The 23,635-nt window shown below is 33.8% G+C and carries 29 protein-coding genes; 26 read left to right on the plus strand and 3 right to left on the minus strand.

Annotated features, from left to right (window positions below; translation table 11 throughout):
- The first annotated feature begins 86 nt into the window (after nucleotides 1-86).
- The 10 genes from FGM01_RS02680 (at nucleotide 87) to FGM01_RS02725 (ending at nucleotide 7,505) form a co-directional block, all read left to right on the plus strand.
- Nucleotides 87-536 carry a hypothetical protein gene (locus FGM01_RS02680; protein ID WP_143409595.1) on the plus strand — a complete coding sequence of 150 codons (450 nt, stop codon included), beginning with the start codon at nucleotides 87-89 and terminating at the stop codon, nucleotides 534-536.
- A 122-nt stretch (nucleotides 537-658) separates the two neighbouring features.
- Complete coding sequence (locus FGM01_RS02685; RefSeq protein WP_143409596.1) at nucleotides 659-1,216, plus strand: hypothetical protein; 558 nt, start codon at nucleotides 659-661, stop codon at nucleotides 1,214-1,216.
- Between the two features lie 149 nt (nucleotides 1,217-1,365).
- Nucleotides 1,366-1,887 (plus strand): hypothetical protein, encoded by a 522-nt coding sequence (locus FGM01_RS02690; protein WP_143409597.1) that lies wholly within the window; start codon nucleotides 1,366-1,368, stop codon nucleotides 1,885-1,887.
- A gap of 175 nt (nucleotides 1,888-2,062) precedes the next feature.
- Nucleotides 2,063-2,944: a hypothetical protein gene (locus FGM01_RS02695; protein WP_143409598.1), complete on the plus strand. Its 882-nt coding sequence runs from the start codon at nucleotides 2,063-2,065 to the stop codon at nucleotides 2,942-2,944.
- Between the two features lie 190 nt (nucleotides 2,945-3,134).
- A complete protein-coding gene (locus FGM01_RS02700) occupies nucleotides 3,135-3,377 on the plus strand; it encodes a hypothetical protein (protein WP_143409599.1) in 243 nt (80 codons plus the stop codon).
- The gene (locus tag FGM01_RS02705; RefSeq protein ID WP_143409600.1) at nucleotides 3,368-3,682 is read left to right on the plus strand and encodes a type II toxin-antitoxin system RelE/ParE family toxin; all 315 of its coding nucleotides are present in this window, start codon (nucleotides 3,368-3,370) and stop codon (nucleotides 3,680-3,682) included. The genes FGM01_RS02700 and FGM01_RS02705 overlap by 10 nt, the downstream gene beginning before the upstream one ends.
- A 162-nt stretch (nucleotides 3,683-3,844) precedes the next feature.
- On the plus strand, nucleotides 3,845-4,681 hold the full coding sequence (locus FGM01_RS02710; RefSeq protein ID WP_143409601.1) for a tetratricopeptide repeat protein: 837 nt from the start codon (nucleotides 3,845-3,847) through the stop codon (nucleotides 4,679-4,681).
- Between the two features lie 156 nt (nucleotides 4,682-4,837).
- Nucleotides 4,838-5,491, plus strand: coding sequence for a hypothetical protein (locus tag FGM01_RS02715; RefSeq protein ID WP_143409602.1), 654 nt, complete (start codon nucleotides 4,838-4,840; stop codon nucleotides 5,489-5,491).
- A gap of 157 nt (nucleotides 5,492-5,648) precedes the next feature.
- Nucleotides 5,649-6,539, plus strand: coding sequence for a Tle-like phospholipase domain-containing protein (locus FGM01_RS02720; RefSeq protein ID WP_143409603.1), 891 nt, complete (start codon nucleotides 5,649-5,651; stop codon nucleotides 6,537-6,539).
- A gap of 429 nt (nucleotides 6,540-6,968) precedes the next feature.
- Entirely contained in the window at nucleotides 6,969-7,505 is a 537-nt protein-coding gene (locus FGM01_RS02725; protein ID WP_143409604.1) for a hypothetical protein, read from the plus strand.
- Nucleotides 7,506-7,874: 369 nt separating this feature from the next.
- On the opposite strand, the gene FGM01_RS02730 is transcribed toward FGM01_RS02725, so the two are convergent.
- Entirely contained in the window at nucleotides 7,875-8,840 is a 966-nt protein-coding gene (locus FGM01_RS02730; RefSeq protein ID WP_143409605.1) for an IS110 family RNA-guided transposase, read from the minus strand.
- A gap of 579 nt (nucleotides 8,841-9,419) precedes the next feature.
- On the opposite strand from FGM01_RS02730, the gene FGM01_RS02735 reads away from it, so the two are divergent.
- From FGM01_RS02735 to FGM01_RS02750, 4 genes are all read left to right on the plus strand, one after another.
- Nucleotides 9,420-10,373: a calcium/sodium antiporter gene (locus FGM01_RS02735; protein WP_143409606.1), complete on the plus strand. Its 954-nt coding sequence runs from the start codon at nucleotides 9,420-9,422 to the stop codon at nucleotides 10,371-10,373.
- A gap of 159 nt (nucleotides 10,374-10,532) precedes the next feature.
- Nucleotides 10,533-10,931 carry a DUF2255 family protein gene (locus FGM01_RS02740; protein WP_243735747.1) on the plus strand — a complete coding sequence of 133 codons (399 nt, stop codon included), beginning with the start codon at nucleotides 10,533-10,535 and terminating at the stop codon, nucleotides 10,929-10,931.
- 120 nt (nucleotides 10,932-11,051) lie between these two features.
- On the plus strand, nucleotides 11,052-11,483 hold the full coding sequence (locus FGM01_RS02745) for a PH domain-containing protein (protein WP_143409607.1): 432 nt from the start codon (nucleotides 11,052-11,054) through the stop codon (nucleotides 11,481-11,483).
- A 255-nt stretch (nucleotides 11,484-11,738) separates the two neighbouring features.
- Complete coding sequence (locus tag FGM01_RS02750; RefSeq protein ID WP_143409608.1) at nucleotides 11,739-12,677, plus strand: steryl acetyl hydrolase; 939 nt, start codon at nucleotides 11,739-11,741, stop codon at nucleotides 12,675-12,677.
- A 214-nt stretch (nucleotides 12,678-12,891) separates the two neighbouring features.
- Here the strand turns inward: FGM01_RS02750 and FGM01_RS02755 are convergent, their stop codons facing one another.
- A complete protein-coding gene (locus FGM01_RS02755) occupies nucleotides 12,892-13,302 on the minus strand; it encodes a hypothetical protein (RefSeq protein ID WP_243735748.1) in 411 nt (136 codons plus the stop codon).
- A gap of 409 nt (nucleotides 13,303-13,711) precedes the next feature.
- Between FGM01_RS02755 and FGM01_RS02760 the strand changes: the two genes are divergently transcribed.
- From FGM01_RS02760 to FGM01_RS02805, 11 genes are all read left to right on the plus strand, one after another.
- Nucleotides 13,712-14,248 carry a helix-turn-helix domain-containing protein gene (locus FGM01_RS02760; RefSeq protein ID WP_143409610.1) on the plus strand — a complete coding sequence of 179 codons (537 nt, stop codon included), beginning with the start codon at nucleotides 13,712-13,714 and terminating at the stop codon, nucleotides 14,246-14,248.
- Between the two features lie 96 nt (nucleotides 14,249-14,344).
- Nucleotides 14,345-15,817, plus strand: a complete 1,473-nt coding sequence (locus FGM01_RS02765; RefSeq protein ID WP_143409611.1) for a serine hydrolase domain-containing protein — start codon at nucleotides 14,345-14,347, stop codon at nucleotides 15,815-15,817.
- 143 nt (nucleotides 15,818-15,960) lie between these two features.
- Nucleotides 15,961-16,734 carry a hypothetical protein gene (locus FGM01_RS02770; RefSeq protein ID WP_143409612.1) on the plus strand — a complete coding sequence of 258 codons (774 nt, stop codon included), beginning with the start codon at nucleotides 15,961-15,963 and terminating at the stop codon, nucleotides 16,732-16,734.
- 261 nt (nucleotides 16,735-16,995) lie between these two features.
- Nucleotides 16,996-17,493, plus strand: a complete 498-nt coding sequence (locus tag FGM01_RS02775; RefSeq protein WP_143409613.1) for a DUF2306 domain-containing protein — start codon at nucleotides 16,996-16,998, stop codon at nucleotides 17,491-17,493.
- Between the two features lie 150 nt (nucleotides 17,494-17,643).
- Nucleotides 17,644-17,820 carry a hypothetical protein gene (locus tag FGM01_RS14495; protein WP_166435177.1) on the plus strand — a complete coding sequence of 59 codons (177 nt, stop codon included), beginning with the start codon at nucleotides 17,644-17,646 and terminating at the stop codon, nucleotides 17,818-17,820.
- A 29-nt stretch (nucleotides 17,821-17,849) separates the two neighbouring features.
- Nucleotides 17,850-18,164 carry a hypothetical protein gene (locus tag FGM01_RS02780; RefSeq protein WP_143409614.1) on the plus strand — a complete coding sequence of 105 codons (315 nt, stop codon included), beginning with the start codon at nucleotides 17,850-17,852 and terminating at the stop codon, nucleotides 18,162-18,164.
- 60 nt (nucleotides 18,165-18,224) lie between these two features.
- Nucleotides 18,225-18,470 (plus strand): hypothetical protein, encoded by a 246-nt coding sequence (locus FGM01_RS02785; protein WP_143409615.1) that lies wholly within the window; start codon nucleotides 18,225-18,227, stop codon nucleotides 18,468-18,470.
- 77 nt (nucleotides 18,471-18,547) lie between these two features.
- A complete protein-coding gene (locus FGM01_RS02790) occupies nucleotides 18,548-19,180 on the plus strand; it encodes a DUF2306 domain-containing protein (RefSeq protein WP_243735749.1) in 633 nt (210 codons plus the stop codon).
- A 209-nt stretch (nucleotides 19,181-19,389) separates the two neighbouring features.
- Nucleotides 19,390-20,181: a DUF6090 family protein gene (locus tag FGM01_RS02795; RefSeq protein ID WP_143409617.1), complete on the plus strand. Its 792-nt coding sequence runs from the start codon at nucleotides 19,390-19,392 to the stop codon at nucleotides 20,179-20,181.
- A gap of 270 nt (nucleotides 20,182-20,451) precedes the next feature.
- A complete protein-coding gene (locus tag FGM01_RS02800) occupies nucleotides 20,452-20,817 on the plus strand; it encodes a hypothetical protein (RefSeq protein WP_143409618.1) in 366 nt (121 codons plus the stop codon).
- A 148-nt stretch (nucleotides 20,818-20,965) separates the two neighbouring features.
- Entirely contained in the window at nucleotides 20,966-21,433 is a 468-nt protein-coding gene (locus FGM01_RS02805; protein WP_143409619.1) for a DUF423 domain-containing protein, read from the plus strand.
- 19 nt (nucleotides 21,434-21,452) lie between these two features.
- Here the strand turns inward: FGM01_RS02805 and FGM01_RS02810 are convergent, their stop codons facing one another.
- Nucleotides 21,453-22,730, minus strand: a complete 1,278-nt coding sequence (locus FGM01_RS02810) for an FAD-dependent oxidoreductase (protein ID WP_143409620.1) — start codon at nucleotides 22,728-22,730, stop codon at nucleotides 21,453-21,455.
- 142 nt (nucleotides 22,731-22,872) lie between these two features.
- On the opposite strand from FGM01_RS02810, the gene FGM01_RS02815 reads away from it, so the two are divergent.
- Nucleotides 22,873-23,466 carry a DUF998 domain-containing protein gene (locus tag FGM01_RS02815; RefSeq protein WP_143409621.1) on the plus strand — a complete coding sequence of 198 codons (594 nt, stop codon included), beginning with the start codon at nucleotides 22,873-22,875 and terminating at the stop codon, nucleotides 23,464-23,466.
- The last annotated feature ends 169 nt before the right edge of the window (nucleotides 23,467-23,635 follow it).

Consider the following 23,635-nt stretch of genomic DNA (forward strand, 5'->3'; position numbering starts at 1 on the left):
ACAACAAAGCCGACAAGAACGTGTCCCTACTCCACGGTACTTGCCTTAACCAAGACCGTTGGCCACAATATTCACATTAATTCTGCATGAAGAATAAATACGGAATAATATTAATCGCCATCTTATCATATTTAATATCTACAAGATTATTTGATTTTTTAAATAGTTTATTAAACTACTTTAATCCAACTACTGAGTTAAATAATTACATATTAATTGTATCAGTAATTATCTCAGGATTGATTTCATTTGGTCTATTTTTTCATTTGGTTAAAAGAGGTAAAAATATTTTAGTAACTGAAAGAAAAATTATTACGTTTCTAGGAGCGATAATTTTATTAACTGGGGGAATATTTTTGAGTAATTATTTTTACGGGAAGTTTAAATTAGAATATGATTTAACTCCGATCCGAAATAATGATGTCCTCCATTTACAATGGTCAATAATATCAGAAACGATTTATAAAATAGCCATCATAATATTTTTATTAGTAGAATATTACCGAACTAAAAATACAGTGGCCAACAACGGTTAATCGCCAATAAGCGGCACCGTTAGTAAGAAATTAATTAACTTGATCAAAGAACGAATACTAAGCCGACAACCCCGCGTCCCCTACTCCGCCAACTGGCGATAACCGAGACCGTTGCCCACAATATGAATCATAATTTTTACTTCATACTTATTCTGATTTTTTGTTCGGTCGGTTGTAAAGAAACAGTTCAAGACACAAATCTAAAATCAACTAATTCTTCAGAAAATACCAGATCCGAATTTGATAAACCAAATAAGAATATTCCGGTAACCGACACCATTATAAAAGATGATTTAGTCTATGAATGGATTGAAGAATTATTAAACAAAGCAGACCATGATGAAGAATTTAGTAAAATCAAAAAGCCAGTAGAAAATAGATATAACCCTGATATTATTGACACGCTGATAAACCTTAATTCGCAACTTGATCAAATCAAAATATATAGTTCGGATAATAGTAAAATTTTAAAATCTGCAAGAATTCAAAATGACAATTCTGACCTGAAAAATTTAAAAATTGGAATGAGTAAATCTCAATTTAATAAAGTTCTTAAAGAAAATATTTCTAGTCAAATCAAATCATTAATCATTAGTAACCTGGAACAAACGAATATATTTGAGTTTCAGTTTCAAGACCAAATACTGACTGAAATAAATTATTATGGATATTTGGACTAATACTGTGGGCAACAACGGTTATCGCAAATAGGCGGCAGCGTTAGAAAGAAAACATTTAACTTGATCAACTATTAAAACACTAAGCCGACAAATCCGCGTCCCCTACTCCGCCAACTTGCGTTAACCGGGACCGTTGGCAAGCATTTACAATGAAATCCTGGAAAGAATATTTTGAACGAAACTTAGAAGAAAAAAGAAAATTTTTTCTTGAAAGATCAATTCCGGAAAATAATACTGAATTATTCATATTTAAACCTTTAGAAAAGAATAATCAGACAAGAGTTAAAATAAGAATCTTGGAAAACGGAGATCTTATAACCTTATTAATAATTAATCCGAAAACTCCAGGATTTACAAAACAACAAGAACAAGAGCATTTTTACAGATTTCAGTATGATAATACCAATTCGTATGGGAATGCAGGCTTAGAATTCAACAAGCGAAATAGAGATCACTTTGATCAATTTCTCATGGAAGGATTAAAGGGAAAAGAAGTGCAATATTATAAAAATGGAGAGTTGATTAAATCTGAAGTTTTTCAATATTATGCTGAAAATCGAGATAAAATGATCCCATCAATTATCACTCATAAAAAAAGAAAATTCTGGAATCGACTTACTAAAAAGATTTTCGATGAAATAAAAACTATCGAACTTGAAAAAATTTTTTAATACAAAGTCAGTGCTGGTAAACGCTAGCCAACAACGGTTCATCGCCAATAAGCGGCACCGTTAGTAAGAAAATAATTAACTTGACCAACAAATCAATACTAAGCCGACAACTCCGCGTCCCCTACTCCGCCAACTGGCGATAACCGAGAACGTTAGAGGCAATAATTTTACACAGATGAGAATTACATATTTTTTAATTTCGTTATTTATTATCATTTATTCCACTCAAAAAAAAGGATATGAAGAATATGATGACTCACTATATGCTGGATTGATTCAATTTCAAGATCAAGAATACCAAAGTGCTTTGAATCATTTAAAAGAAGCTATAGACATTTTACCTAAAGAATCTGAGAAATCTTATTTCTATGCCGCCGCAGCGGCTTTTCATTTAAAACAAGATAAAACAGCTGAAAATTTAATAAAGGCAGCTTTAAAGAATACTTATGTAAATCAAGATTATTTAAACAGTTTTGAAGAATTCAATCCATTTAGAAATAAAGAAATTTTTAAAAGATTAGATGAGAATTTTTCCAAATACACTCAAACTTATTATTCCAATTTAGAACACCCCGAGATCTTTAAAGAACTTGATAGTTTAATAGATGCTGATCAAAAAGTTCGCAAGGATGGAAGTTCTAAAGAAGAAATGGCGAAAATTGATTCAACAAATATTGTACGCCTGATTGAAATTACTAAAGAATATGGTTGGCAAGAAAAAGGTCAATTATTACTATGGCACCAAAGAGGAACCCGTAATGAAAACAATTGGGTTTGGGATTATTTTAGACCATTCATAAATAAGGAAATTGAAAAAGGTGAAATCAGAAAAAGCTTCTGGATTCAATATGAAGAATTTGAAAATGTCGTAAATGAGAAATATCAACTATATGGAATGTATCCTCATAATTATGACATGTTCCCCTTAAAAGACCCTGAAAATGTTGACAAAAGAAGAGATTCTGTAGGTTTACAACCTTTATGGGTAATGAATAAAGTTTACGATTGGCCTTTACCAGACAATTACGAAAAAATTACAGCCTCTAACAACGGTTAATCGCCAATAAGCGGCACCGTTAGAAAGAAAATAATAAACTTGACCAACAAACCAATACTAAGCCGACAAATCCGCGTCCCCTACTCTGCCAACTGGCGATAACCGGGACCGTTGGCAACAAGCTGCACAAAAATTCACCTTAGTTAGATGTAATAAATTAGAATTCGTATTTTTGATAAAAAGCGGAAAGATGGATTTAGAGGCTAAAAAAATATCATTTGTTCAAGAATTCCTTCGTTTACAAAATGAAGAAATTATAAATGGTTTAGAAAAAATGCTGCATAAAAGAAAGGCTGAATTACTTGAAAAAGAGATGAAACCGATGACTATGCAACAATTTAATGATGAAATTGATCAAGCATTAGACGACTCTAAAAACGGAAGATTAACTAAAGCCAGTGACTTAAAATCCAAAGTTCAAAAATGGAGTTAACCGTTTATTGGACTCAACTAGCTGAGGATAAATTAGAAGATATATTCCATTACTATAAATATAAAGCTAGCAAAAGAGTAGCCACAAAATTGATTAATGGAATTATTGATACTACAATTGACTTAGAAAAAACACCTGAAATTGGTCAAAAAGAATTTCTTCTTAAAGCACGGGAGCAAGAATTTCGGTATTTAGTCTTTAAAAATTACAAAATCATTTATTGGATTAATAAAAACCAAAACCGCATCGAAATTGCGAATGTTTTGGATACCAGGCAAAATCCAGAAAAAATTGAACAAACTTGATAGCAGCCAGTTGCCAACAACGGTTCATCGCCAATAAGCGGCAGCGTTAGAAAGAAAATAATTAACTTGACCAACGAACCAATACTAAGCCGACAAATCCGCGTCCCGCACTCCGCCAACTGGCGATAACCGAGACCGTTGTGCAAAATTTAAAATAAGCATTTGAAATATCTACAAAAATTCCTTCTGACTTTACTTTTCATTTCAACTTTGAATAGTTGTAATCAGAAAAATGGTTTAAAAAGTTTCGAAGATAACTCAGAATCAAAATTTAATCCATCACAACAAGATTCCTTAATCGAGATTTATCTAAAGAACGGAGCCTGGAAGAATAATCCTTATTCTCAAGAATGGCAGGAAGAAATTAATAAAGGATTAAAAGTAGATTCAACAGTGGCCTATTTATGGCAACAAAAAGCCATGCCACTTTTTAAACAAAGTAAATATGAATTAGGAATGCCTTTTATTGACCAGGCAGTGAAATACAATCCTAAAAAATGGCAAGATTACAGAGCGTTTATAAAATGTATATTTTCTAAAGAATACGAGGAAGCAATAAAAGATTTCAAAAATTACCAGGAAAAATATGGATATGGATTTGTAATGGATCACTCATATAATTTCTACATAGCTTTAAGTTATTTGCAACTCAATAAATTCGAAAAAGCAGAAAAGCTTTTTGAAAAAGACTATAAAAAAACCGTCCAAGAAAACGGGAAAGGTTGGTTACACCATCTTGACCTTTTTTATTATGGAATTAGCAAATACGAACAGAAGAAATATAAAGAAGCTTTAGAACTATTTGATCAAGCATTAGAGATTTATCCTCAATTTTCAGACGTTCAATATTATAAAGCTAGAACTCTTTATAAACTAGGCAGACCAGAAGAAGGAGAGAACGTTTATATTAAGGCAAAAGAAAATGCCAAACAAGGGTATTCAATTAATGAAGATAATGCCATTTATGAGAGATATCCTTATCAAGTTAGGTGGCCTTAAACTTTGCACAACAACGGTTCATCGCCAATAAGCGGCAGCGTTAGTAAGAATATAATTAACTTGACCAACAAATCAAAACTAAGCCGACAAATCGGCGTCCCCTACTCCGCCAACTGGCGATAACCGAGACCGTTGTGGTGCATATAAAAAAACGAAATGAGAACTAAAATTAAATCATCATCGCTGATTTTATTGATTTTGACAATAATAGGATGTGGGAATATTGACAAAAAAGAAAAAGAGTCAAAGGAAAAAGAAACATACCTGATTCAAATGGAATTTGGAAAATTGGCAAGTGAGAACAGCAGTCTTGGTGTTGAATTAAAAACTAACCAGTTCAACAATTGGGTTGATTTAGTCGAACGAGCTGGTAAGATTGTCTGTAATGATAGTTTACCAAAAATAACTTTAAAAATAGACAATAAAACTAAAACCATCTATTTTCGAAATCCTTGCTGGGAAGATGATTCTTATAAAATAATCAAACAAAAAAATGTAATTGAAATTTATAATAATAAGATTTTTAAAAATAGAGAAAGTATCTTCCCTATTGACAGTTTGAAAAGTGTTCTAAAAAGGGATATAGAGAATAATGGAGGAAATCCAATGTTGAGTGAAAATTCAGAAAAACTTATGGTTTTTATTTCTTACGACAAGAACAATGGATTTAAAAATCTGTCTAACACTTTGAATCAACTGACTGAAACCTACTACGGAATAACAAATAAAACAGATATTAAAATATGGCTAACTGATAAAGAATTTTTTAATCCACCACCGAGACCTGAAGAAAAAAATGACAATAATTAAAAAATACGCACCACAACAACGGTTCATCGCCAATAGACGGCAGCGTTAGAAAGAAAATAATTAACTTGACCAACCAACCAATACTAGGCCGACAACTCCGCGTCCCGCAGTCCGCCAACTGGCGATAACCGAGACCGTTGGGCTTAATTTTTTTGATATGAAGAAATCCTTAATCTTAATCTCCTTTCTCTTACTAATATCGTGTAAGACGAACACAATTATTCCACAACATATAACACATAAAAGTGGTTGGAGTGATGAAATAATTGATGTATGTAAAAAGGCTTGGCCATATGCTCAATTGTCTCTAAATGCATATGAAGACGAGGACAGTTTGAATATATCTCATATATACCAGAAACTAGATACCTTCGCTGACAATAAAATAGATTTCAATGCCATCCTTTACAAACACAATAATAAAAATGAATACGTATTAACATTTAGAGGAACTAATTCTATAAAGGACTTTAAAGCTGGGAATAATCCTGTTAACCGCAAACAAAATCAAGCAGGTATAAAAGCTTTTGATTCTGTTTTAAGGAAGTATGGAAATGATATCTCTATTGTAGTAACAGGACATTCCTTAGGTGGTGGGATAGCAATGGGAGTTTCACTTAATCGACCAAATGTCACTTGTTTTTCCTTTAATGGAAGCCCGATATTTAAAAAGAGAAACAATAAAGGAAAAGATAACGAACGATATAGCATTGTAGAATATGGCGAAATACTAAAAGCCACAAGAATTTTTGGTAGGGAAGCGGACCAGCTCTATACTTCAATAAATCTAACTCCAGGATTAAATACTATAAAACAACATAGTATGATTAATCTAGCAATAGGAATAACTCAAATTGCAGCAATAAGATCACCGAAAGCACAAAAATCTTTAGAAATAAATAATTTAAATTTAAAATATAATTCGCAGCAACAACAACAACAGCAGCAGCAACAGCAGCAACAGCAACAACAACAGCAGCAGCAACAGCAGCAACAGCAACAGCAGCAACAGCAACAGCAGCAAGTACAGCAACAAATAGGTGGATAATTAACTTTGACTAAGAGATTTTATAATATAGTTCTATTCAAAATTATCCAGAGGTTAAAAACTAAGCCCAACAACGGTTCATCGCCAATAAGCGGCAGCGTTAGAAAGAAAATAATTAATTTAACCAACGAACCTATACTAAGCCGACTCCCGAAGCGTCGGGACGCCTCCCCTACTCCGCCAACTGGCGATAACCGAGACCGTAAGCTCTTACAAATATTCTACTCCCATATATTAACACTTGTAAATCCTTGTTTTTCAGACACTTAAACATTACCTTTGTTTTTATAAAAACCTCAACAATCTACTTTTTTATTCTAAATGACTTACTGCTCTAGAGTCCTTCTAGAAATTATTATTACCTACGTTGATGTGGCGAATAAGAATTAATAGCAATATTAATTTTTGGATTAACTTAATAAACTAATTATGAAAAATCGAATTTTAGTTCTGATACTGTCAATCGCTACTTTGTATGCCTGTAGTAGCGATTCACTAATCACAGATGAAGCTAATTTAACCAATCAACAGGTAGACTTAAGGAGTAATCCTATAGAAAAGGCTGTCACTCGTCCTTTTAAAATAAAAGCAGAAGGTGATTTTAGTTTATTTCCAGGTGATGGTGTAACTTGTCCAGCTATAGTTCTAAATGCTCCTGGCGAAGGAACAGCAACACATCTAGGATTCATTACTATGTTCGAGGAATGGTGTTTTAACGGAGAAGGAAATAATTTAGGAACAAGAACACTCACCCTTACAGCTGCGAATGGTGATGAATTGCATGGCACTCACAGTTATATTCTGTGGACTTCTCCAACTTCATTTGAAGAGGTGTTGGTCTTCGATGGCGGGACTGGACGGTTTGAAAATGCCACTGGAGAATTTAACGAATCCGTTGTAATTACATTTGACACCGAGTTTAGCGGTACATTTACGATGAGCGGTGATGGAACATTAACGTATTAAATAATACTAATACATTTAAAAATCATTCTAAGCACTAGTTGCTTAAAATGATTTTTTTTGGCCTTCAATGCCGCCTTTACATTTAACTTTTGGAATTGATTGAATAATTTTTTTAAAGAATTAAAAGAATGCATAAAATATTAACTTTTTAACTTCTTACCATAATTTGATACAACACTTTTGGGTAAAATGTGCCCAGATTAAATCAACACTCCAAAAAATAAATTGAACAATAGAAATGTTGTGAAGCAATTAAATATAAGGTATGCTAACACCATGTATATTTCATTGCTAGTACTCACCTACTTACTATAATCCTCCCAGATTTTTTATTCGGCAACAAAGAATTAAACTAAAATCCAAATACTTCTAAACTAATTTCGACATATAATTTTCCTGGTAATATGTTCCTGATTTGGCAATAGCAAATGCCTGTTTCAGGAGTTTATTACTCACGGCGATCAATGCCAGTTTCTTACTCTTGCCTTGTTCCACAATACGATCATAAAGTTCCCTGCAGGCCTTATTGTTCCTACAAGCGGTAAAGCTACATAGAAATAGCAGGTTTCGCAGTTTGCGGTTCCCCACTTTGCTTATTCGACTACGACCCCTCACACTGGTTCCGGATTGCCGGATAGTGGGAGTGATTCCAGTATAACAACAAAGTTGCCTGGCATTTTCAAAACTGTTGAAGCCATCAGTAAGAACAATTAAGAGAATTGCTGTCTTCTTTCCCAAGCCCGGGATACTGGTTAACTGCATTAGTTGATCTTCATGAGCCTTTTCAACCAATGATTCCAGCTTTAATTCGAGCTGGGCTAATTCTTTCTCCATTTGTTTCAGCATACGGGTTAGCGATCTACTGGCCATCTTCGAAGGTGTTCCCATAGCTTTCTCTCCATGTATTTTATTCTTCACGGCTGTGCGTTGTTTCAGATACAAATCCTGAAGACTCAGCAGCTGTAAACATTCTGCCTGAACGTGATTTCTGGCTTTGTACAACGGAACTTTTGCAGCCTGCGCATATTCACAGATCGCTTTGGCATCACTTTTATCGGTCTTGATCTTAGAGAGCTTCATCTGAATAAAACGCTTCACCGAAAGTGGATTCACAACCGACACTGTGATCCCTTTCACAAAAAGATACTGGGCTAGCCTGTAATGGTAATAACCGGTAGCTTCCATAACTACTAGACTATCCTTCCTGATAGTTTTTAAAAACTTCTTAAAACCCCTTACGTCATTAGAGAATTGATCATGTTTGGCATTTTGGTCTACTACATCGAAGGAAGATTTACTGATGTCTACTCCGTAAAATTGTTTGATATTATACATAGAAGAATGATTGGAAAGCAACGTTACTTTAGTTTTCACGGGCTTTAAAAGGTGATCCGAGTCTCGGAGAATTAAACGAAATTAAAGAGAGGGGATTATCATTGTTGACGGAATCTCTAGTTCCCACGGTTCATTTAATCTTATTCCTCTCATTGATTCTTTCTGGTTATACCATCAAAATTTAGAAAAATTAAACTTAACATGGTTCATTTCCAATTTCCGGTAGCGTTAGCAAGAAAATAAATAAGATGACCAGGGAACCAATAATAAGAAAATCCCAAACCATCGTGATGCATCATTTACTCAAACATATGGCTAAAACGGGAACGATGGTGAATTTTAAAGAAATGCCAAAATCAATAAAAATAATTGAAAGAGTTGTAAATTTTTTCTTTTTCACATCAACTATCTAAATTCATTTTATGTTCCGAATTTCACTCCGGAATTCTCGCTTATATTCACTACTACTTCCAATTGTTATTTCAACTATATTTATACTGTTTTTGTAAAAAATGCCAACCATCAATCCAATCACAATAGTTAAGATTTTGGCACATAAAATTATAATTAGAACAGCACATGGTAATATCTCTAATATTGATAATAATTGGTTTTGCGGCCTTAATCTATGGAGCTAATTGGATGGTTGACGGGGCTTCTTCGTTAGCCAAAAAACACAATATTTCAGATCTGGCCATAGGATTAACTATAGTTGCTTTTGGAACTTCGGCTCCTGAACTGGTAGTAAACTCGATGGCATCAATTGATGGATTCTCTGATATAGTTTTAGGAAATATTATAGGTAGTAATAACTTCAATTTATTCATTATCCTTGGAATAGCCGGTTTGGTATATCCTATAAAAGTCCAGTCTTCCACGGCATGGCGGGAAATCCCGATTTCATTAATTATTACCATCCTCTTGTTACTACTGGCAAACGACTTGTTTTTAAACGCAAATTCCAGGATTTCAAGATTTGATGGTCTTATATTATTTATCCTCTTTTTGATCTTTATATTTTACGTATTTAAACAAATGAAGACTGATGATGGTGAAGTTGTTGCCTATGAGCTAAAGTCTAATTTACAAATTTGGAAACTGATCTCATTTGGTCTTTTAGGTCTCATTGTTGGTGGTAAATTAGTTGTTGACAATAGCATATCTGTCGCAACAGACCTAGGAGTGAGTCAAAAGATTATTGGATTAACTATCATTGCTGCTGGAACTTCACTGCCCGAATTATTAACATCGGTCGTGGCTGCACTTAAAAAAAACAGTGATATTGCAATTGGAAATGTAATAGGCTCCAATATTTTTAATATTCTACTAATTCTTTCAATTAGTTCCTTCATTAAACCTATCAATTATAACGACATTTTCAACATTGATCTGTTTATATTAATTGGAGGTACCCTGTTTCTGATTCTTGCTATGTTTACAGGAAAAAGAAAAAAACTAGATAGATGGGAAGCAGCTGTACTTGTGATATTTTATTTGACTTACACTATTTATCTAATATTAAAGGAAACTTAATAAAATAAATCACAACAATATTAATCGGTTATAGGTGTGTAGCATTGAAAGGATACTAATAAACCTGGTAAACTATAAAAAAACTAAACCGAGTTCCGCATTATCGGGACGCACCCTTTACCGGGTCAACTGGTGGTAACCAATACAGAAACTAATGTTTTGAATAATAGTATAAATGATATGTTTTCAAAAGACTTATATAAATATTTAGCAACTAATACATTAATTGAAATAAAAGGAGGTTTAACAAGACCAACCTTTTTAAAAATTTGGATGGTAGAAGTAGATCGAAGAATTTTTGCCAGAAGCTGGAACAAAAGCGAAAGAAGCTGGTTTACAGAATTTGAAAAAACAGGAATCGGAGAAATAAAATATGGCGAAAAAATAATCAGGGTAAAAGGAGTGAAAATTGATCCCGGCAACCCAATAAATCAAAAAATCAGTAATGCATATATTAAAAAATATGACCAACCTGAAAATTTAAAATATGCAGAAGGAATTTCAAAGCCTGAATATTTTGATTATACAATGGAATTTAAACCTCAAGATTATGTTTAGAATTTACTACCTCCAACAGCTGATCGTCCACTACTCCACTAACAGGAATTAACCTAAAATGTTGGCAATAGGTGGACAAGATCCAGATTAAATAAGAAATGATTATAGTATATTTTCCGAATGAAATTTAAAGCTAAAAAGGATATCTTATTTCAAATAATGACTTATGGTTCAGCAGTCTTATTCCTCGGGTTTTTAATGTATCGTATTTTTTCTGAAGGTATTTTATATTACAAATTCCTTCTGACTGATTTGACCATGGTTTTGATTCTTGCTCTACTATTTTGGATTCAGTTTTCAACTAAATATGAATTAACGGAGAAGACGTTAATTTATCAAAGTGGACCGATCAAAGGCAAAATTGAGATAGAAAGAATTCATGAGATTATAAAGAATAAAACTCTTTGGGTAGGATTAAAACCTGCTATGGCCAGAAAAGGACTTATTATTAAGTATGACAAATATGATGAAATATACATTAGCCCAGAATCAAATGAAATATTTGTAGATAAGATCGTCGAGATTAACCCAGAAATTAAGGTTATTGGTTAGTATAAAGTAAATAGGCTTTTACTCCAACTACCAATAGCTATTAATTGTCAATAGACGGAGTTTTAGGTAGAAATATAATTAACCTGGCCAACGGACTAAACTAACATTCCGACAGTACCTGAGCTACCTTACCTCATTAGCTTATAATGTGGAAGTGATATCTTTAAAGTTTAGTTTTAAACTATATATGACTTAATATAAGAATTTTCCGGTCTAAGAAAATTAGTTCAAATTTGTCTTTACTAATTAACTACCATGCATAAATTTTTCAGGACTTTAAAAAAAGTCTTATTCGCTATAATACTGATTCTAATAGTTTGTATAAGCTCGGGATATATCTACCTGTATAAAATGCCTAAAGGTCCGGAAGTAACAGATCCAAAAGCAATAGAAAATGGATCTGACTCTTTTGTGATGTACTCCTATGAGCATAGTTCAAGAAAATCAATTAAAGTATGGACCTATAAACCCGAAAACTGGAAAAATAGAGATAGAATTTTATTCGTAATGCACGGCGGTGGTAGAAATGCAGATGACTACCTGGATGCCTGGAAAGAAATTGCTGAAATAAACAATGTACTTATTATAGCTCCGGAGTTTGAAAATAAATTTTCAAAATATATCACCAATGATTATCAGGAAGGAAACTTATATACTTTTTTTGGCTCAAAGAATCCAGAAGAAGAATGGGCTTATCAGGTAATTGAGAACATTTTCGATCACCTCAAAAAAACCAATAATATTACCAACAAGAACTACGATATTTTTGGTCATTCTGCTGGTGGACAATTTGTTCACCGTATGATTTTACTAATGCCGGAAGCAAGAATAGAAAATGCTATTGCTGCAAATGCCGGATTTTATACCCTGCCCACGGAAGATCTGGAATATCCCTACGGATTAAAAGACACTCCCGTCACAGACACTTCTCTTAAAAAGTCCTTTAATAAAAAAATGATCATTCTATTAGGTGAGAATGATAATGACCCGGAATTGGGGACATTCCGGGAGACTGAATTAGCAATGCAACAAGGAAGGCATCGATTGGAAAGAGGATCAAACTTTTTTAAAGCCGCCAGCCGTTCAGCTAAACGAAAGTCATGGGATTTACACTGGAAAATTGATACAATTCAGGATGTAGGTCACAATTACAGGGAAATGTCTTCTGCCGCAGTAAAGTACCTTGACATCTAGTATTTAGCCATGTTAGATCGCCATTAGGCAATAGCTTAAGATCGAAAATTAATATTCCGGCCAAAGAATTAAGCTGACGTTTCCGCAACTATAGGATGTGTTCATTACGTCTGCAACTGGCAGTAATATACAACCGCAAAATATATCTGTTTAAGAACTAAATTATAAGATCGATAAATGAAGTTGTCTAAAAATAATGTTTGAAATAAGAAAACTAATCACCTTCGCTTAAAGAAAAGCTTCCATCGCCGTTGAATGAAGAAAGAGAAATAGTTACTGACCAAATTCCGGATGTTCCGCTGGCAGTTACACCAGAAAATGAATCAGGTTCGACACCACCTCGTAACGTCTTATTTAAAACAACATTTCCATCTGCATCCTTAACTTCCATTTTAAACAGACCATTAGTAGATGATGTTATATCAGCATTATAATCTGCTGTATTTAACGAGTTTCGCCATAAAAATGTTCTTTCGGCACTACCTCCATTTCCGGTAAAATCACCGTCCACATCACCAAAAAAATCATCTCCATCATCAAAAAGGATCGTCCCATTGACAGTTAATTCAATAGATTCGGTAGAACTATCATCGTCAGAACTGCAACCAAGATTTATTGATAGCAAAGTCGTGAATAGAATTATTAAGCCAGTTTTTAAAATTTTATTTATTAACATGAGTAGAAATTTAGGATTTGAACTAAAACTTATCTATTAAACAATATTACAAATTTTATTCAATTACCATTAAGACCTAAACTGTCAGGCTCTAATACTTTGAATTTCTGTTTGCAATTTAAAATCATACAATTAGAGAAATTAACCTCTTATGATCAAGTTCTTTCGAAGAATCAGGTAAAAACTACTCTCTAAGAATAAGTTCAGTAAATATCTATTACATAAGTCTTCTTTAATATGGTTCAGAGATACAAATTTAAAGATGAAGTTATCTTGCATTATTTCAACTGAAAATTACCGCGGGGACTAAATTCAATAATTTATTAATTTTGTCCCAGTTTATTTTGTTATTACTGAAATGTCCAAGCTATTAGAATACCGAAAAAAGAAGAATATTACGCAAAAAGAACTATCTGATAAGTCGGGTGTTTCCATAAGAACAATTCAACGCATTGAAGCTGGATCGCCTCCAAAAGGATTTACTTTAAAAGCATTATCAAAAGCATTAGAAATTTCTGAAACCGACCTGGTAAGAGAAAAATCAGATAATGGAAGTAAGGATCTTTATTACCTGAAATGGATCAATTTATCTTCTCTGTTCTTCTTTATTCCTTTACTTCATATTTTACTACCATTTGTATTAAAGAAAAAATGGAACCAAAATAATAGCATTGCGGGCCAGATAATTTCAATTCAGATTTTATGGTCGATAATTTCCACAATTCTTATTGGCGTCATCCCGTTTTTAATAAGATGGTTTGGGATAAGCAGACAAATTTTATTACCCGCAATTTTGCTTGCTGCACTAGTCAATATCTTTATAATCTTGAGAAATGCAGTTGAACTTCAAAAAAAACAAGAATTATATATTCGTCTTAATTTCAGCTTTTTATAAACGTTGACGTGTCATTGGCGGTATTTTGGCGGGTTGATTTGGAGGTAAAAATATTCAATTTTAAGAATTTCGCACCTTCAATCAACATTTATAAAAATGAAATTTCATCAATTATCCATTTTCTTATTTTTACTGTGCTCTACTCCTTTTTATGGTCAAACCACCTCATATTCTGAAATAGAAAAAGAGATACTGGTAGCAGATAGTCTCCTTTTCAATGAAGGCTTTAATAATTGTAATATGTCAGCTTTAGAACAGGCTGCTGATAAAAACCTTGAGTTCTACCATGATATCTCTGGTGTAACCATGGGGAAGGAAAACTTTAAAAACGGGATCAAAAAGAACATATGTTCCATCGATTATAAGCCAATACGAGAACTTAACCTGGAGGATCACCATGTTTTTCCTTTAAGAGAAAATGGTGAGATCTATGGTGCAGTTCAAAGTGGAACTCATCGGTTTTATGCATTAAAGGATGATAATTCTAAGTTCTTAACCAGTACAGCGAGATTCACCAATCTTTGGTTGAAGAAAAGCGACCACTGGAAACTCCAAAAGGTAATGAGTTATGATCATAAAACTCCAAAAATTGACGACACAGCATCTGAATATCAACATTGGGTTGAGAAGAATTTGCGCGAACATAAGGTTCCTGCTTTAGCTACGGCTGTTCTAAAGAATCATAAGCTATTTTCACTTAAGGTAACTGGAGAATTATACGGTAAAGAAAAAGCACCGCTGGATGCCATTTTTAACGTGGCCTCCCTTACCAAACCTATAATCACGATGATAACCCTGGAATTAGTGAATAATGGTCAATGGGATCTGGATACGCCTGTGTATAAGTATTGGGTTGACCCGGATCTCCATAACGAAGCCCTGAGCAGGAAGTTAACGACACGACACATCCTAAGCCACCAATCTGGATTTCCTAACTGGCGATGGGAAAACCAAAGCAAAAAGTTAGAGTTTATTTATGAACCAGGAAAAGGCTTTGGGTATTCGGGTGAGGGTTTCGAGTATTTAAAAAATGCCCTAGAATCTAAATTTAAAACTTCTATAGAAAATCTGGCAGATTCAATCATTTTTAAACCATTAGGAATGAAAAACACCAGTTTTACGTGGAATAAAATCATTGAAGAAGATAAATTTGCCAGGTGGCACGATGCTGAAGGGAAGAACACTTACGAGATTTATAAGAACACCAGTGCCAGTGCCGCCGACGACCTCTTAACCACTATATCTGACTATGCGAAATTTGCTGAATATGTACTGACAAAAATCGCCAGTAATAAGAATTTATATAACGATATGGTTACTCGCACGAATGGAACAGAGCATAGTGTGGCGATGGGATTGGGATGGGAAATCCTTCCCGGTTTAAAGAATGATGAATATGCTATTTTGCATACCGGTGGTGATGAAGGTGTTAGAACGCTTATCATGTTGCTCCCTGAAACAGGGGAAGGTTTGATCCTTTTTACTAATGGCGATAACGGAAACCAGCTGTTTTTCAATCAGATTGAGCACAATCTATCCTTAGGACGGGAAATAATTGGAAAGGCTTAGACCAGAGCCGGTGTCAAATTGATTTTAATAGGAAGTGTAACATCAAACAAAAAAAGGTCGGTTTTCTGTTTTTAAGTTTCCTCTTCTAAAATTATGATTATTAAACAGATTATAGCTTTAATCTCAGTATTTAAACAGAAAAAATGAAAAATGTTTTATTCAATTTTGCATTAATTCTCTTTTCCGCTAGCATATATTCCCAACCATTAATTTCAATACAAAACGAATATGATGCAATATTTGAAATAAAAAAGAAGAAATATGGGGAGCGCGAATATCTATATCAAACTATAAATGAGATTGACAGTAGTTCGATTTTTGCCGATTTAGTGAATAATAATAAAGGGCATATTAATTATTTACGCCAGCATTTTACAAAAAATGTTGATTACGAAAAGTTAACAAAAATGAGTGAACAGCATAGTTTAAAAGAGGAATATATTAAAGCATTGAAAAATGATACTGCTTTCTTTAAGGTTATGAACACCTTAGTCTTAACCGTTAGGGAAACTTCTATCTCTAAAGATACTATTAATCTGGATGAAATGCTGAATATTGCTGTAAAGTATTTTTCTATTAAAGGAATTACCAATGGTGGTTTTTATGAGGGTAAAATATGCGCGGGAATTAACGGGATTAAACAAACGGAAACCATCAGGAAACCGCATGTTGAAGCCTTTTGTTTCACAACGATCTTAGATCACCTGCAAGATCCTCAATACAATATGTATGATGCCTTTGTTTCAGGGATAAAGCAACTATATAAGCTAAATTTAGGAGTAGATGAAAAAGATAGAATACTTAGAGCACAGGGAGCAATGTATATTATAATGAACCAGAACGAAGAACTACGTAATCTCTTACGTAATGAATATGAAAAGAAAAAGAATTACCTCCCTTTTGCTTTAAAAATGTAATTGAGCCGACCCATATACAGCTTCGAGGCTGGAAGATATAGTCAATTATAATAACGTTAAATTGAATTAACAGGAAATAGTGATTTTAATAAGCGGAAGCACATAGATGAAACCACTTTATGAAACAATGTATAACTGCCTAAACCGAAAAATTATATAAAATCTTATATTCTACAATTCGTCCATTCAATTCCACATTTCAGTAATTCGAAATTATAATAGTTCGGTTTTTATTTAATCTTTGAGTTAAATAAGAAAGATATGCCACAGGATGTAATTGGATGGTTTCATACCATAGCAGCGATAATTGCTTTACTATCAGGAAGTATATTATTACTCAACTCCAAAGGGACCATTTCTCATAAAAGGATTGGAAAAATTTACGTTATTTCAATGTTTATCGTATGTATTTCCGCGTTTCTTATATATCGGGTACATAACGCCTTCGGAATTCTACATTGCTTCGCAATAATTAGTACCATAACCTTAATTATGGGAATGATCCCAATATATGTTAGGGGTTTTAAAAATCCGATTTTAACTCATCTCGCGTGGATGTATTGGTCTGTAATTGGATTATATTGTGCTTTTGCTGCAGAAATATTCACCCGCCTGCCGTTGATTTTAAATATTAAAAACTCCTATGATATTTTTTATGCCCTGGTAATGATTTCAACTGGAATAGTAGGGTTAACCGGTAGCAGGTACTTTAAAAAGAAAAAGAAAGTGTGGGAAAAGGAATTCAGCATATCAGGATAATACCTCGGTTATGAAGAATAGGCAGTTTTGCAGAAAAAATGTAAATTAGAAAATCTGGAAATGAACGGTATTTACAAAAAGTCTCATTCCCTAATCCCGATACTTGTAAATAATCGAAACCCTTGCAACCATTTTTTACCTCAAATTTAGATGAACAAGCAATTTATTTATTTCATAGGCATTCTGCTCATATTGTGCTCTGAAAATAAAGAATGTTCCTATATGGAAGATTATTATCAATTAGTTTACGAAGCTGAAAAGGCATATTACCTGGAGGATTATCAAAAGGTTTTTGATAAAATTAGCTACGCCAGAAACTTATGTTAACCTCAACTATTAGATTTAATTTAAGAAAAATGAAAAATATCCTGTTTTTAATATTAATCTTAATTTCTACGGTTTCTTTCTCTCAGAATCCCGGTAAAAAGGAAATTCTACTTGATGAAAATTTAAACCTGATTGGATTGGCAGAATTTAAAGAGAAAAAAAAAGATAGAAATTATATTTCCAAGTTTATTGAGAATGACACAGCATTTATTGGTAAAATATCATTTAGAGAAGCTGTTGGCAAAATTACCCCAGATTTAAGGTTATCAGTAATAAATTACTTGAGAAAAGTTACCGGATTAAAAATTGACTCTACTAAAAATATTGTGATTAATTTTTTCTAAGATCCTAAAGTAAAGCATAAAGGAACCTGTATTGATCATTACACAGCTGACAGGAAGTATATGAAATATTTTAAGAAAAATGATAATAGTATCCAGTTCTTCTTTACCGAAAAAAACTATGATTATGGAAAAAAACACGTGTTTAAAGATAAAGATGACTTTATAAGACAATTATTTTTTAATTATGATTTTGGATGTGGAAATTATATTATTATAAAAAATGATGCTTCCATCTTCAGAATGCTAGGAGAGTATCGCCAGGATGAAATTATTAAAAAAATGAATTCCAATTGGGAAAACCTGTAAGCTAATTGAGTACTCCATAAAAATTCTAAAGGGTTTAAGTACAGATTTTTATAGTAGCTTTAAGAAAATTAATGAGTTTGAATAAAGTAATTCATAAGTCAAAATGGTTTGTTTTTGGTATTCTAAGTAGTTTGATTGGACTATACCCTATAATCTATTTTTTAATTGATCGCCATTTTGGGTTATTATCTTCAAAGAGTGAGGTCCTATTAAATGACCAATTGTGGAATATTAACTTTTATGGCCATATTACCTTGGGTGGAATTGCTTTACTAGTTGGATGGACGCAGTTTAGCCCAAAACTTAGAAAAAGAAATATAAAATTGCACCGGAATATCGGCAGGATTTATATAGTAACTGCACTAATAAGTAGTATATGTGGAATATATATAGCTCAGTTCGCTACCGGGGGCATATCCAATATTATTGGTTTTACCTTAAGCGGAGTTGTCTGGCTGCTAACCACTGTCCTGGCCTATAATTCCGTGATAAAGGGAAATATACAATTGCACCAGAAATTCATGATTTATAGTTATGCTGTATGCTTTTCTGCGGTAACCCTTAGAATATGTCTTCCCCTGTTAACTTCAGTCGCAGGAAATTTTAGTACGGCTTACCTTATCGTTGGCTGGCTAAGTTGGGTTCCTAACTTATTCGTGGCTTACTATCTGATAAACAGAAATAAACAAAAACTTGTTAAGAGCATATAACAGGCCATAGGCTTAGGTACTTGGATATTGCATACAATTATGCCAGAGGGTTTAGAGATTTAATCTAAACTGAAATCGTGAGATTTATTAAACTCCACAATTTTCAATATCGGCAAAGCTTTAGTGCGTAAATCATAGGATCCCTGATTTATTTCCATCCTGCCTAATTGATTAATTGTCATACCTTTAGAGGAAACAACAAGTTTTTAATGTTACAATTCTTCAAAAAAATCAGACAGAATTTATTAGCTGAAAGTAAATTCACTAAATACCTAATTTATGCACTTGGTGAAATTGTATTAGTAGTCATTGGAATTTTAATTGCCCTTCAAATTAATAACTGGAATGAATCCAAAAAGATAGAAGTCCGGGAGATAGGTCAGTTAAAAAGTATTCAGGAGGATATAATGCTGGACGAACCTGATATTAAATTTAATCTCACCTACCATAAGCTTTTTTTAGATTCAGAACAGCAGCTCCTCAACTATATGATGAGTCCAAACCTTAAGCCAGAAAACCCTATAAAATATGAACATGCCCTTGGAATTTCGTTGATATTAATATTACATGAATCTGCATTTAATAATTTGAGGAACAATAATCTAAATATAATTTCCAGTCAGAAGCTTAAAAAAGAGATTTCAAATCATTATGACAGTTTTGGAAAAACGCTGTTGATATTCGAGAATGATCATCCTCAATTCGACAATTACCTCCTAAAGAGACCATATTTTCTTAAATACTTCAATTATAAGGATAAGGTCTCATCGAAAGAAAGTACCCTGCATAATAATCCCGATTACTATAATCCTGAAATTGAAATGAATAAATTAATTCTGATAGATACTCTGGGTCTCAAGAAGGATGAGGAGTTTAAAATTGTCCTTGCTGAATCTATTTTATATAGCAAAATTAAAATTCAGCTGTATGAAAATCTCATGCTAAGAAATAAAGAGTTGATTGAAGCTATAGATACAGAATTATTCAAACTGGAAAACTAACTGGATAAATTCAAAACAGGAAAGTGATAAAATGATATTCAGTAAATACAAATATTAAGATGACATCGTCAATAAACCGCAACTTCAAAAAAATGAATTAATTTTACTAATAAACCAGGTTCGTTAGACCAACCCCTGCAACTTCTGCCCTTTCCTAAGCATGAGCGACCAACCAAAAAATTGAGCGATATGAAAATGGTCATCACTATAATTCTATGTTTAACTTTCCTGGCCTGTAACAATTTCAGGGAAAAAAGTAAACCCGGTGAAATGGAAATTTATAATTCCAAGGCTCGGGAATGTGAGGAAAAGGTGATTCAAACCGATGAGAAATTAGGCAAAATAAGAAATCATTCCAGCGAAAAAATCTCACTGAGTGAAACAATTGATAATTATACTGAAAGCTTGAATTCTTTGAATTTTGATCATTGCACAGAAAATTTCACAATGGCTTTTCGAGACCATATAGATGCCTGGAAGAATATTAAAAAGATTACTGATAAATATCCTGATCTTCGAGGCGAAATGCATCAATTATTTGACGAAATACAAAATGGAAAAGATTCAACAGAGTTTAAAGAGTTAAGTAAAAAAATATGGGATACCTGGAGTAAGGTTGAAAATAGTAAATATTAGCAGGTCTTCCACATAGGTAATCGGGAACAAAGAGTGTTATTAAAAAGAAAACATTTAAATTCACTAATTAATATAAGGCAGGTAAGCTCCGGGGTTTAGTATATTCCATTTCAGCTATAACTTGCCGGTCACAGCTTATAAAATAAATATGCAAAAATGGAATCTTAAAGTAAACGGCACGCCTAAAGAGATCGGTGAGAAATTGAAGATCACTTTTGAAAATAAAAAGGGCTTCGCCTTCAATTCAACTAACGACTATCCTCTAAAATTTAAAATAAGGAAGAGGGCCCTGGTTGCTCTAGATGGAAATACTTTAAACCGGATAATTGTAAAAGGGAAGATTTTGAAAGCCACCAAGGGAAAAAATACAGATATGGAAATTTCTTTTGGTCATCATCCGCTATGGAGTGTGGTGCTTTTTGGCCATATTTTTCTTGGACTGGCATTTATTGCTGCCATGATACTGAAATTTAGTAATGATTTTTACTTCTACTTCATTGGAGGAATATTACTCTTAATTGGAATTTTAGTATGGCTGCATGGACAGAAGCAATTTGACGCCAGAGTCAGCGAATACAAACAATTGATTGCCGCACATTTCGAACTTCGCAATTAGCAAACACTACTTTCCCGGCCTATCTGTACTCACTGGTGATCTCCGCGGTGATGGCTCCGCCTTCCAGAGTTTCTATAAGCCCAAGTGCAGCGCGCTCACCTGAAAGCATTGCTGCATTTTGAGAGCCATTTAAAAGCTGATCTCCCGCCAGAAATACCCTGTTATTAAGCCTGGTTTCTGTTGGCATCAAACCATATTGCAGCATATCAATATCGGGTAAGGCCTTTTTGATCTTGTAGTGCTGCAGCATTTCGTCTACTTCAATATGGCAGTATTTTTTTAACTCTTCCCTAACCCGGGCTTCAAGTTCACTAATACCCATTTTGGTATCCTTCACAATAGTAACAGAAATTAAATGCTGGTCAGTTTCTGTTTCTTCCAACGAAGTATGGTAGAAAATATTATTGATGATCGCTTCCTCATCAGCAATCAGACCAATGATCCTTCCCTCTATCCCCGCTTGCTTTGCCGTAAAATAAAAGCAATGGCAGGATTTCCAGGTCATCTTTTGATTTCTGAGATTGGAGACCAAAGGTGAAGCTTCAGAAGCAATGATACTAAAATGGCTGCTTACCTCGCTTCCGCTTTCCAGGATAAGCTGTGTGTCAGTAACCTGTTTCACCTTAGAATTATAGTGTATTTTGGTTACAGAAAGATCCTCTGCCAGTTGTTTGCAGATTTCTCCCATGCCTAAGGCCGGGATCACGGCCTCGCCCTCCCCGAACATTTTAAATACAAACCGGAACATTCTGGATGATGTTTTAAGATCAGGCTCCAGGAAAATTCCGCTGAAAAATGGTTTAAAGAAATTTTGAATAATGTTTTCTGAAAAACCTTTTTGCTGCAGGTATTTCATTGTGGTAATTTCCGGCTCATTGAAGATAGCTTCCGGGTCCAGTTTCCTGAGTTCAAGGTATAATTTAAGGATCTTCAATTTATCGTTTAGGCTACCCACTCCGGAGAAAATACTGGTAAGCAGGAAAGATGAATCCCTTAGGGGATCACCAATTTTTCGCTTCCTGCCTTCTCTAAAAATAACAGCCCCGGGTTTAAGCTTTTTTAGATCCAGTTTATCAAGGTTTAAGTATTGCTTTGCTTTGGGATATTCGCTTAATAACACCTGGAAACCCCGGTCCAGCCTGTACCGCTTCACAATATCTGTTCTTATTCTTCCACCAACGGCATCACCGGCTTCATAAATTTCGGGGTGATAGCCATGATTTTCCAGAACCTTTGCAGCGACCAGTCCACTCAAACCGGCTCCTATGATATTGATCTTATAATCCTTTTTGTCCATCCTGTTATAGCGTAACCAAAATTAAACTTTCTTAGAGTCTTTTAAACCTGACAAAAGTTAAGAGAATTACAATAAACAATGGTTCATTTCGAATAGAATTGAAATTTTGTAAATTCACCAGGCATCCTCATAAAATACATATATGAAAAAGTCTGCAATTTTTAAGATTTGTGGGATCCTGGGTATTCTTGGCTGCGTAGGTGTAGTAGCCGGCGATGTAATTGGTATAGCAGTTCATGAAAAGCATGATCCAGTTAGCAATACCATAAGTATGCTGGCGATAGGCAAATATGGCTGGATTCAGGATCTGGGCCTGGATATTCTGGCACTTGGCTTTTTCGCGCTGGCGGCAGGTCTTTTTACCTGGAAGCGCAAGGAAACGAAATGGATAATTAGCCTTATTATACTCGTATTGATCAGTGCCGATCTTGTACTCATCGCAGAACATAATCAATATGCGGGACGGCCGGGTGAAAAAATTCACCGCATCCTGGTATATATACTTGCGGGCCTTTTCTTTCTCTTGAATATGCTCATATCTTCTGGTCTCCAACCAATAAAATCTTATCTGAAAAAATTCTCATTATGGATAGGTGGGATCTGGCTGGTTATGGCTCCTCTGCTCCCGCTGATTCCAGATAATTTAGATGGAGCTTATGAACGCCTGGTGTGCTCTCTCATAGTTATCTGGCTTTCTGTTGTATCCTATCACTTATTTAAATTTTCTGATTCCTGAAGTCAAAAAGCTGTATTTTATAGTTTAAACTGATACCGAAAAGGTCTCATAAAGCTTGTCACTTGAGTCCGGTCAATTTCAAGTCAATTTTCCTTCTATTTATCTGACTTATCGGCTAATGATCAACTGAATTTTATGATACGAACCATTGAAAAAGCAACAATGAACA

Origin of the sequence: Christiangramia sabulilitoris, from assembly GCF_007050985.1 — a bacterium.
GTDB classification, from domain to species: domain Bacteria; phylum Bacteroidota; class Bacteroidia; order Flavobacteriales; family Flavobacteriaceae; genus Christiangramia; species Christiangramia sabulilitoris.

Excerpts from the sequence above, each read along its gene's own strand:
- FGM01_RS02800 (WP_143409618.1), top strand. The coding sequence starts at position 20,452 with ATGGAAATTTATAATTCCAAGGCTCGGGAATGTGAGGAAAAGGTGATT.
- FGM01_RS02725 (WP_143409604.1), top strand. The coding sequence starts at position 6,969 with ATGAAAAATCGAATTTTAGTTCTGATACTGTCAATCGCTACTTTGTAT.
- FGM01_RS02690 (WP_143409597.1), top strand. The coding sequence starts at position 1,366 with ATGAAATCCTGGAAAGAATATTTTGAACGAAACTTAGAAGAAAAAAGA.
- FGM01_RS02695 (WP_143409598.1), top strand. The coding sequence starts at position 2,063 with ATGAGAATTACATATTTTTTAATTTCGTTATTTATTATCATTTATTCC.
- FGM01_RS02750 (WP_143409608.1), top strand. The coding sequence starts at position 11,739 with ATGCATAAATTTTTCAGGACTTTAAAAAAAGTCTTATTCGCTATAATA.
- FGM01_RS02700 (WP_143409599.1), top strand. The coding sequence starts at position 3,135 with ATGGATTTAGAGGCTAAAAAAATATCATTTGTTCAAGAATTCCTTCGT.
- FGM01_RS02765 (WP_143409611.1), top strand. The coding sequence starts at position 14,345 with ATGAAATTTCATCAATTATCCATTTTCTTATTTTTACTGTGCTCTACT.
- FGM01_RS02770 (WP_143409612.1), top strand. The coding sequence starts at position 15,961 with ATGAAAAATGTTTTATTCAATTTTGCATTAATTCTCTTTTCCGCTAGC.
- FGM01_RS02780 (WP_143409614.1), top strand. The coding sequence starts at position 17,850 with ATGAAAAATATCCTGTTTTTAATATTAATCTTAATTTCTACGGTTTCT.
- FGM01_RS02810 (WP_143409620.1), bottom strand. The coding sequence starts at position 22,730 with ATGGACAAAAAGGATTATAAGATCAATATCATAGGAGCCGGTTTGAGT.
- FGM01_RS02795 (WP_143409617.1), top strand. The coding sequence starts at position 19,390 with ATGTTACAATTCTTCAAAAAAATCAGACAGAATTTATTAGCTGAAAGT.
- FGM01_RS02730 (WP_143409605.1), bottom strand. The coding sequence starts at position 8,840 with ATGTATAATATCAAACAATTTTACGGAGTAGACATCAGTAAATCTTCC.
- FGM01_RS02745 (WP_143409607.1), top strand. The coding sequence starts at position 11,052 with ATGAAATTTAAAGCTAAAAAGGATATCTTATTTCAAATAATGACTTAT.
- FGM01_RS02720 (WP_143409603.1), top strand. The coding sequence starts at position 5,649 with ATGAAGAAATCCTTAATCTTAATCTCCTTTCTCTTACTAATATCGTGT.
- FGM01_RS02685 (WP_143409596.1), top strand. The coding sequence starts at position 659 with ATGAATCATAATTTTTACTTCATACTTATTCTGATTTTTTGTTCGGTC.
- FGM01_RS14495 (WP_166435177.1), top strand. The coding sequence starts at position 17,644 with ATGAACAAGCAATTTATTTATTTCATAGGCATTCTGCTCATATTGTGC.
- FGM01_RS02680 (WP_143409595.1), top strand. The coding sequence starts at position 87 with ATGAAGAATAAATACGGAATAATATTAATCGCCATCTTATCATATTTA.
- FGM01_RS02775 (WP_143409613.1), top strand. The coding sequence starts at position 16,996 with ATGCCACAGGATGTAATTGGATGGTTTCATACCATAGCAGCGATAATT.
- FGM01_RS02705 (WP_143409600.1), top strand. The coding sequence starts at position 3,368 with ATGGAGTTAACCGTTTATTGGACTCAACTAGCTGAGGATAAATTAGAA.
- FGM01_RS02760 (WP_143409610.1), top strand. The coding sequence starts at position 13,712 with ATGTCCAAGCTATTAGAATACCGAAAAAAGAAGAATATTACGCAAAAA.
- FGM01_RS02805 (WP_143409619.1), top strand. The coding sequence starts at position 20,966 with ATGCAAAAATGGAATCTTAAAGTAAACGGCACGCCTAAAGAGATCGGT.
- FGM01_RS02715 (WP_143409602.1), top strand. The coding sequence starts at position 4,838 with ATGAGAACTAAAATTAAATCATCATCGCTGATTTTATTGATTTTGACA.
- FGM01_RS02735 (WP_143409606.1), top strand. The coding sequence starts at position 9,420 with ATGGTAATATCTCTAATATTGATAATAATTGGTTTTGCGGCCTTAATC.
- FGM01_RS02785 (WP_143409615.1), top strand. The coding sequence starts at position 18,225 with ATGAAATATTTTAAGAAAAATGATAATAGTATCCAGTTCTTCTTTACC.
- FGM01_RS02815 (WP_143409621.1), top strand. The coding sequence starts at position 22,873 with ATGAAAAAGTCTGCAATTTTTAAGATTTGTGGGATCCTGGGTATTCTT.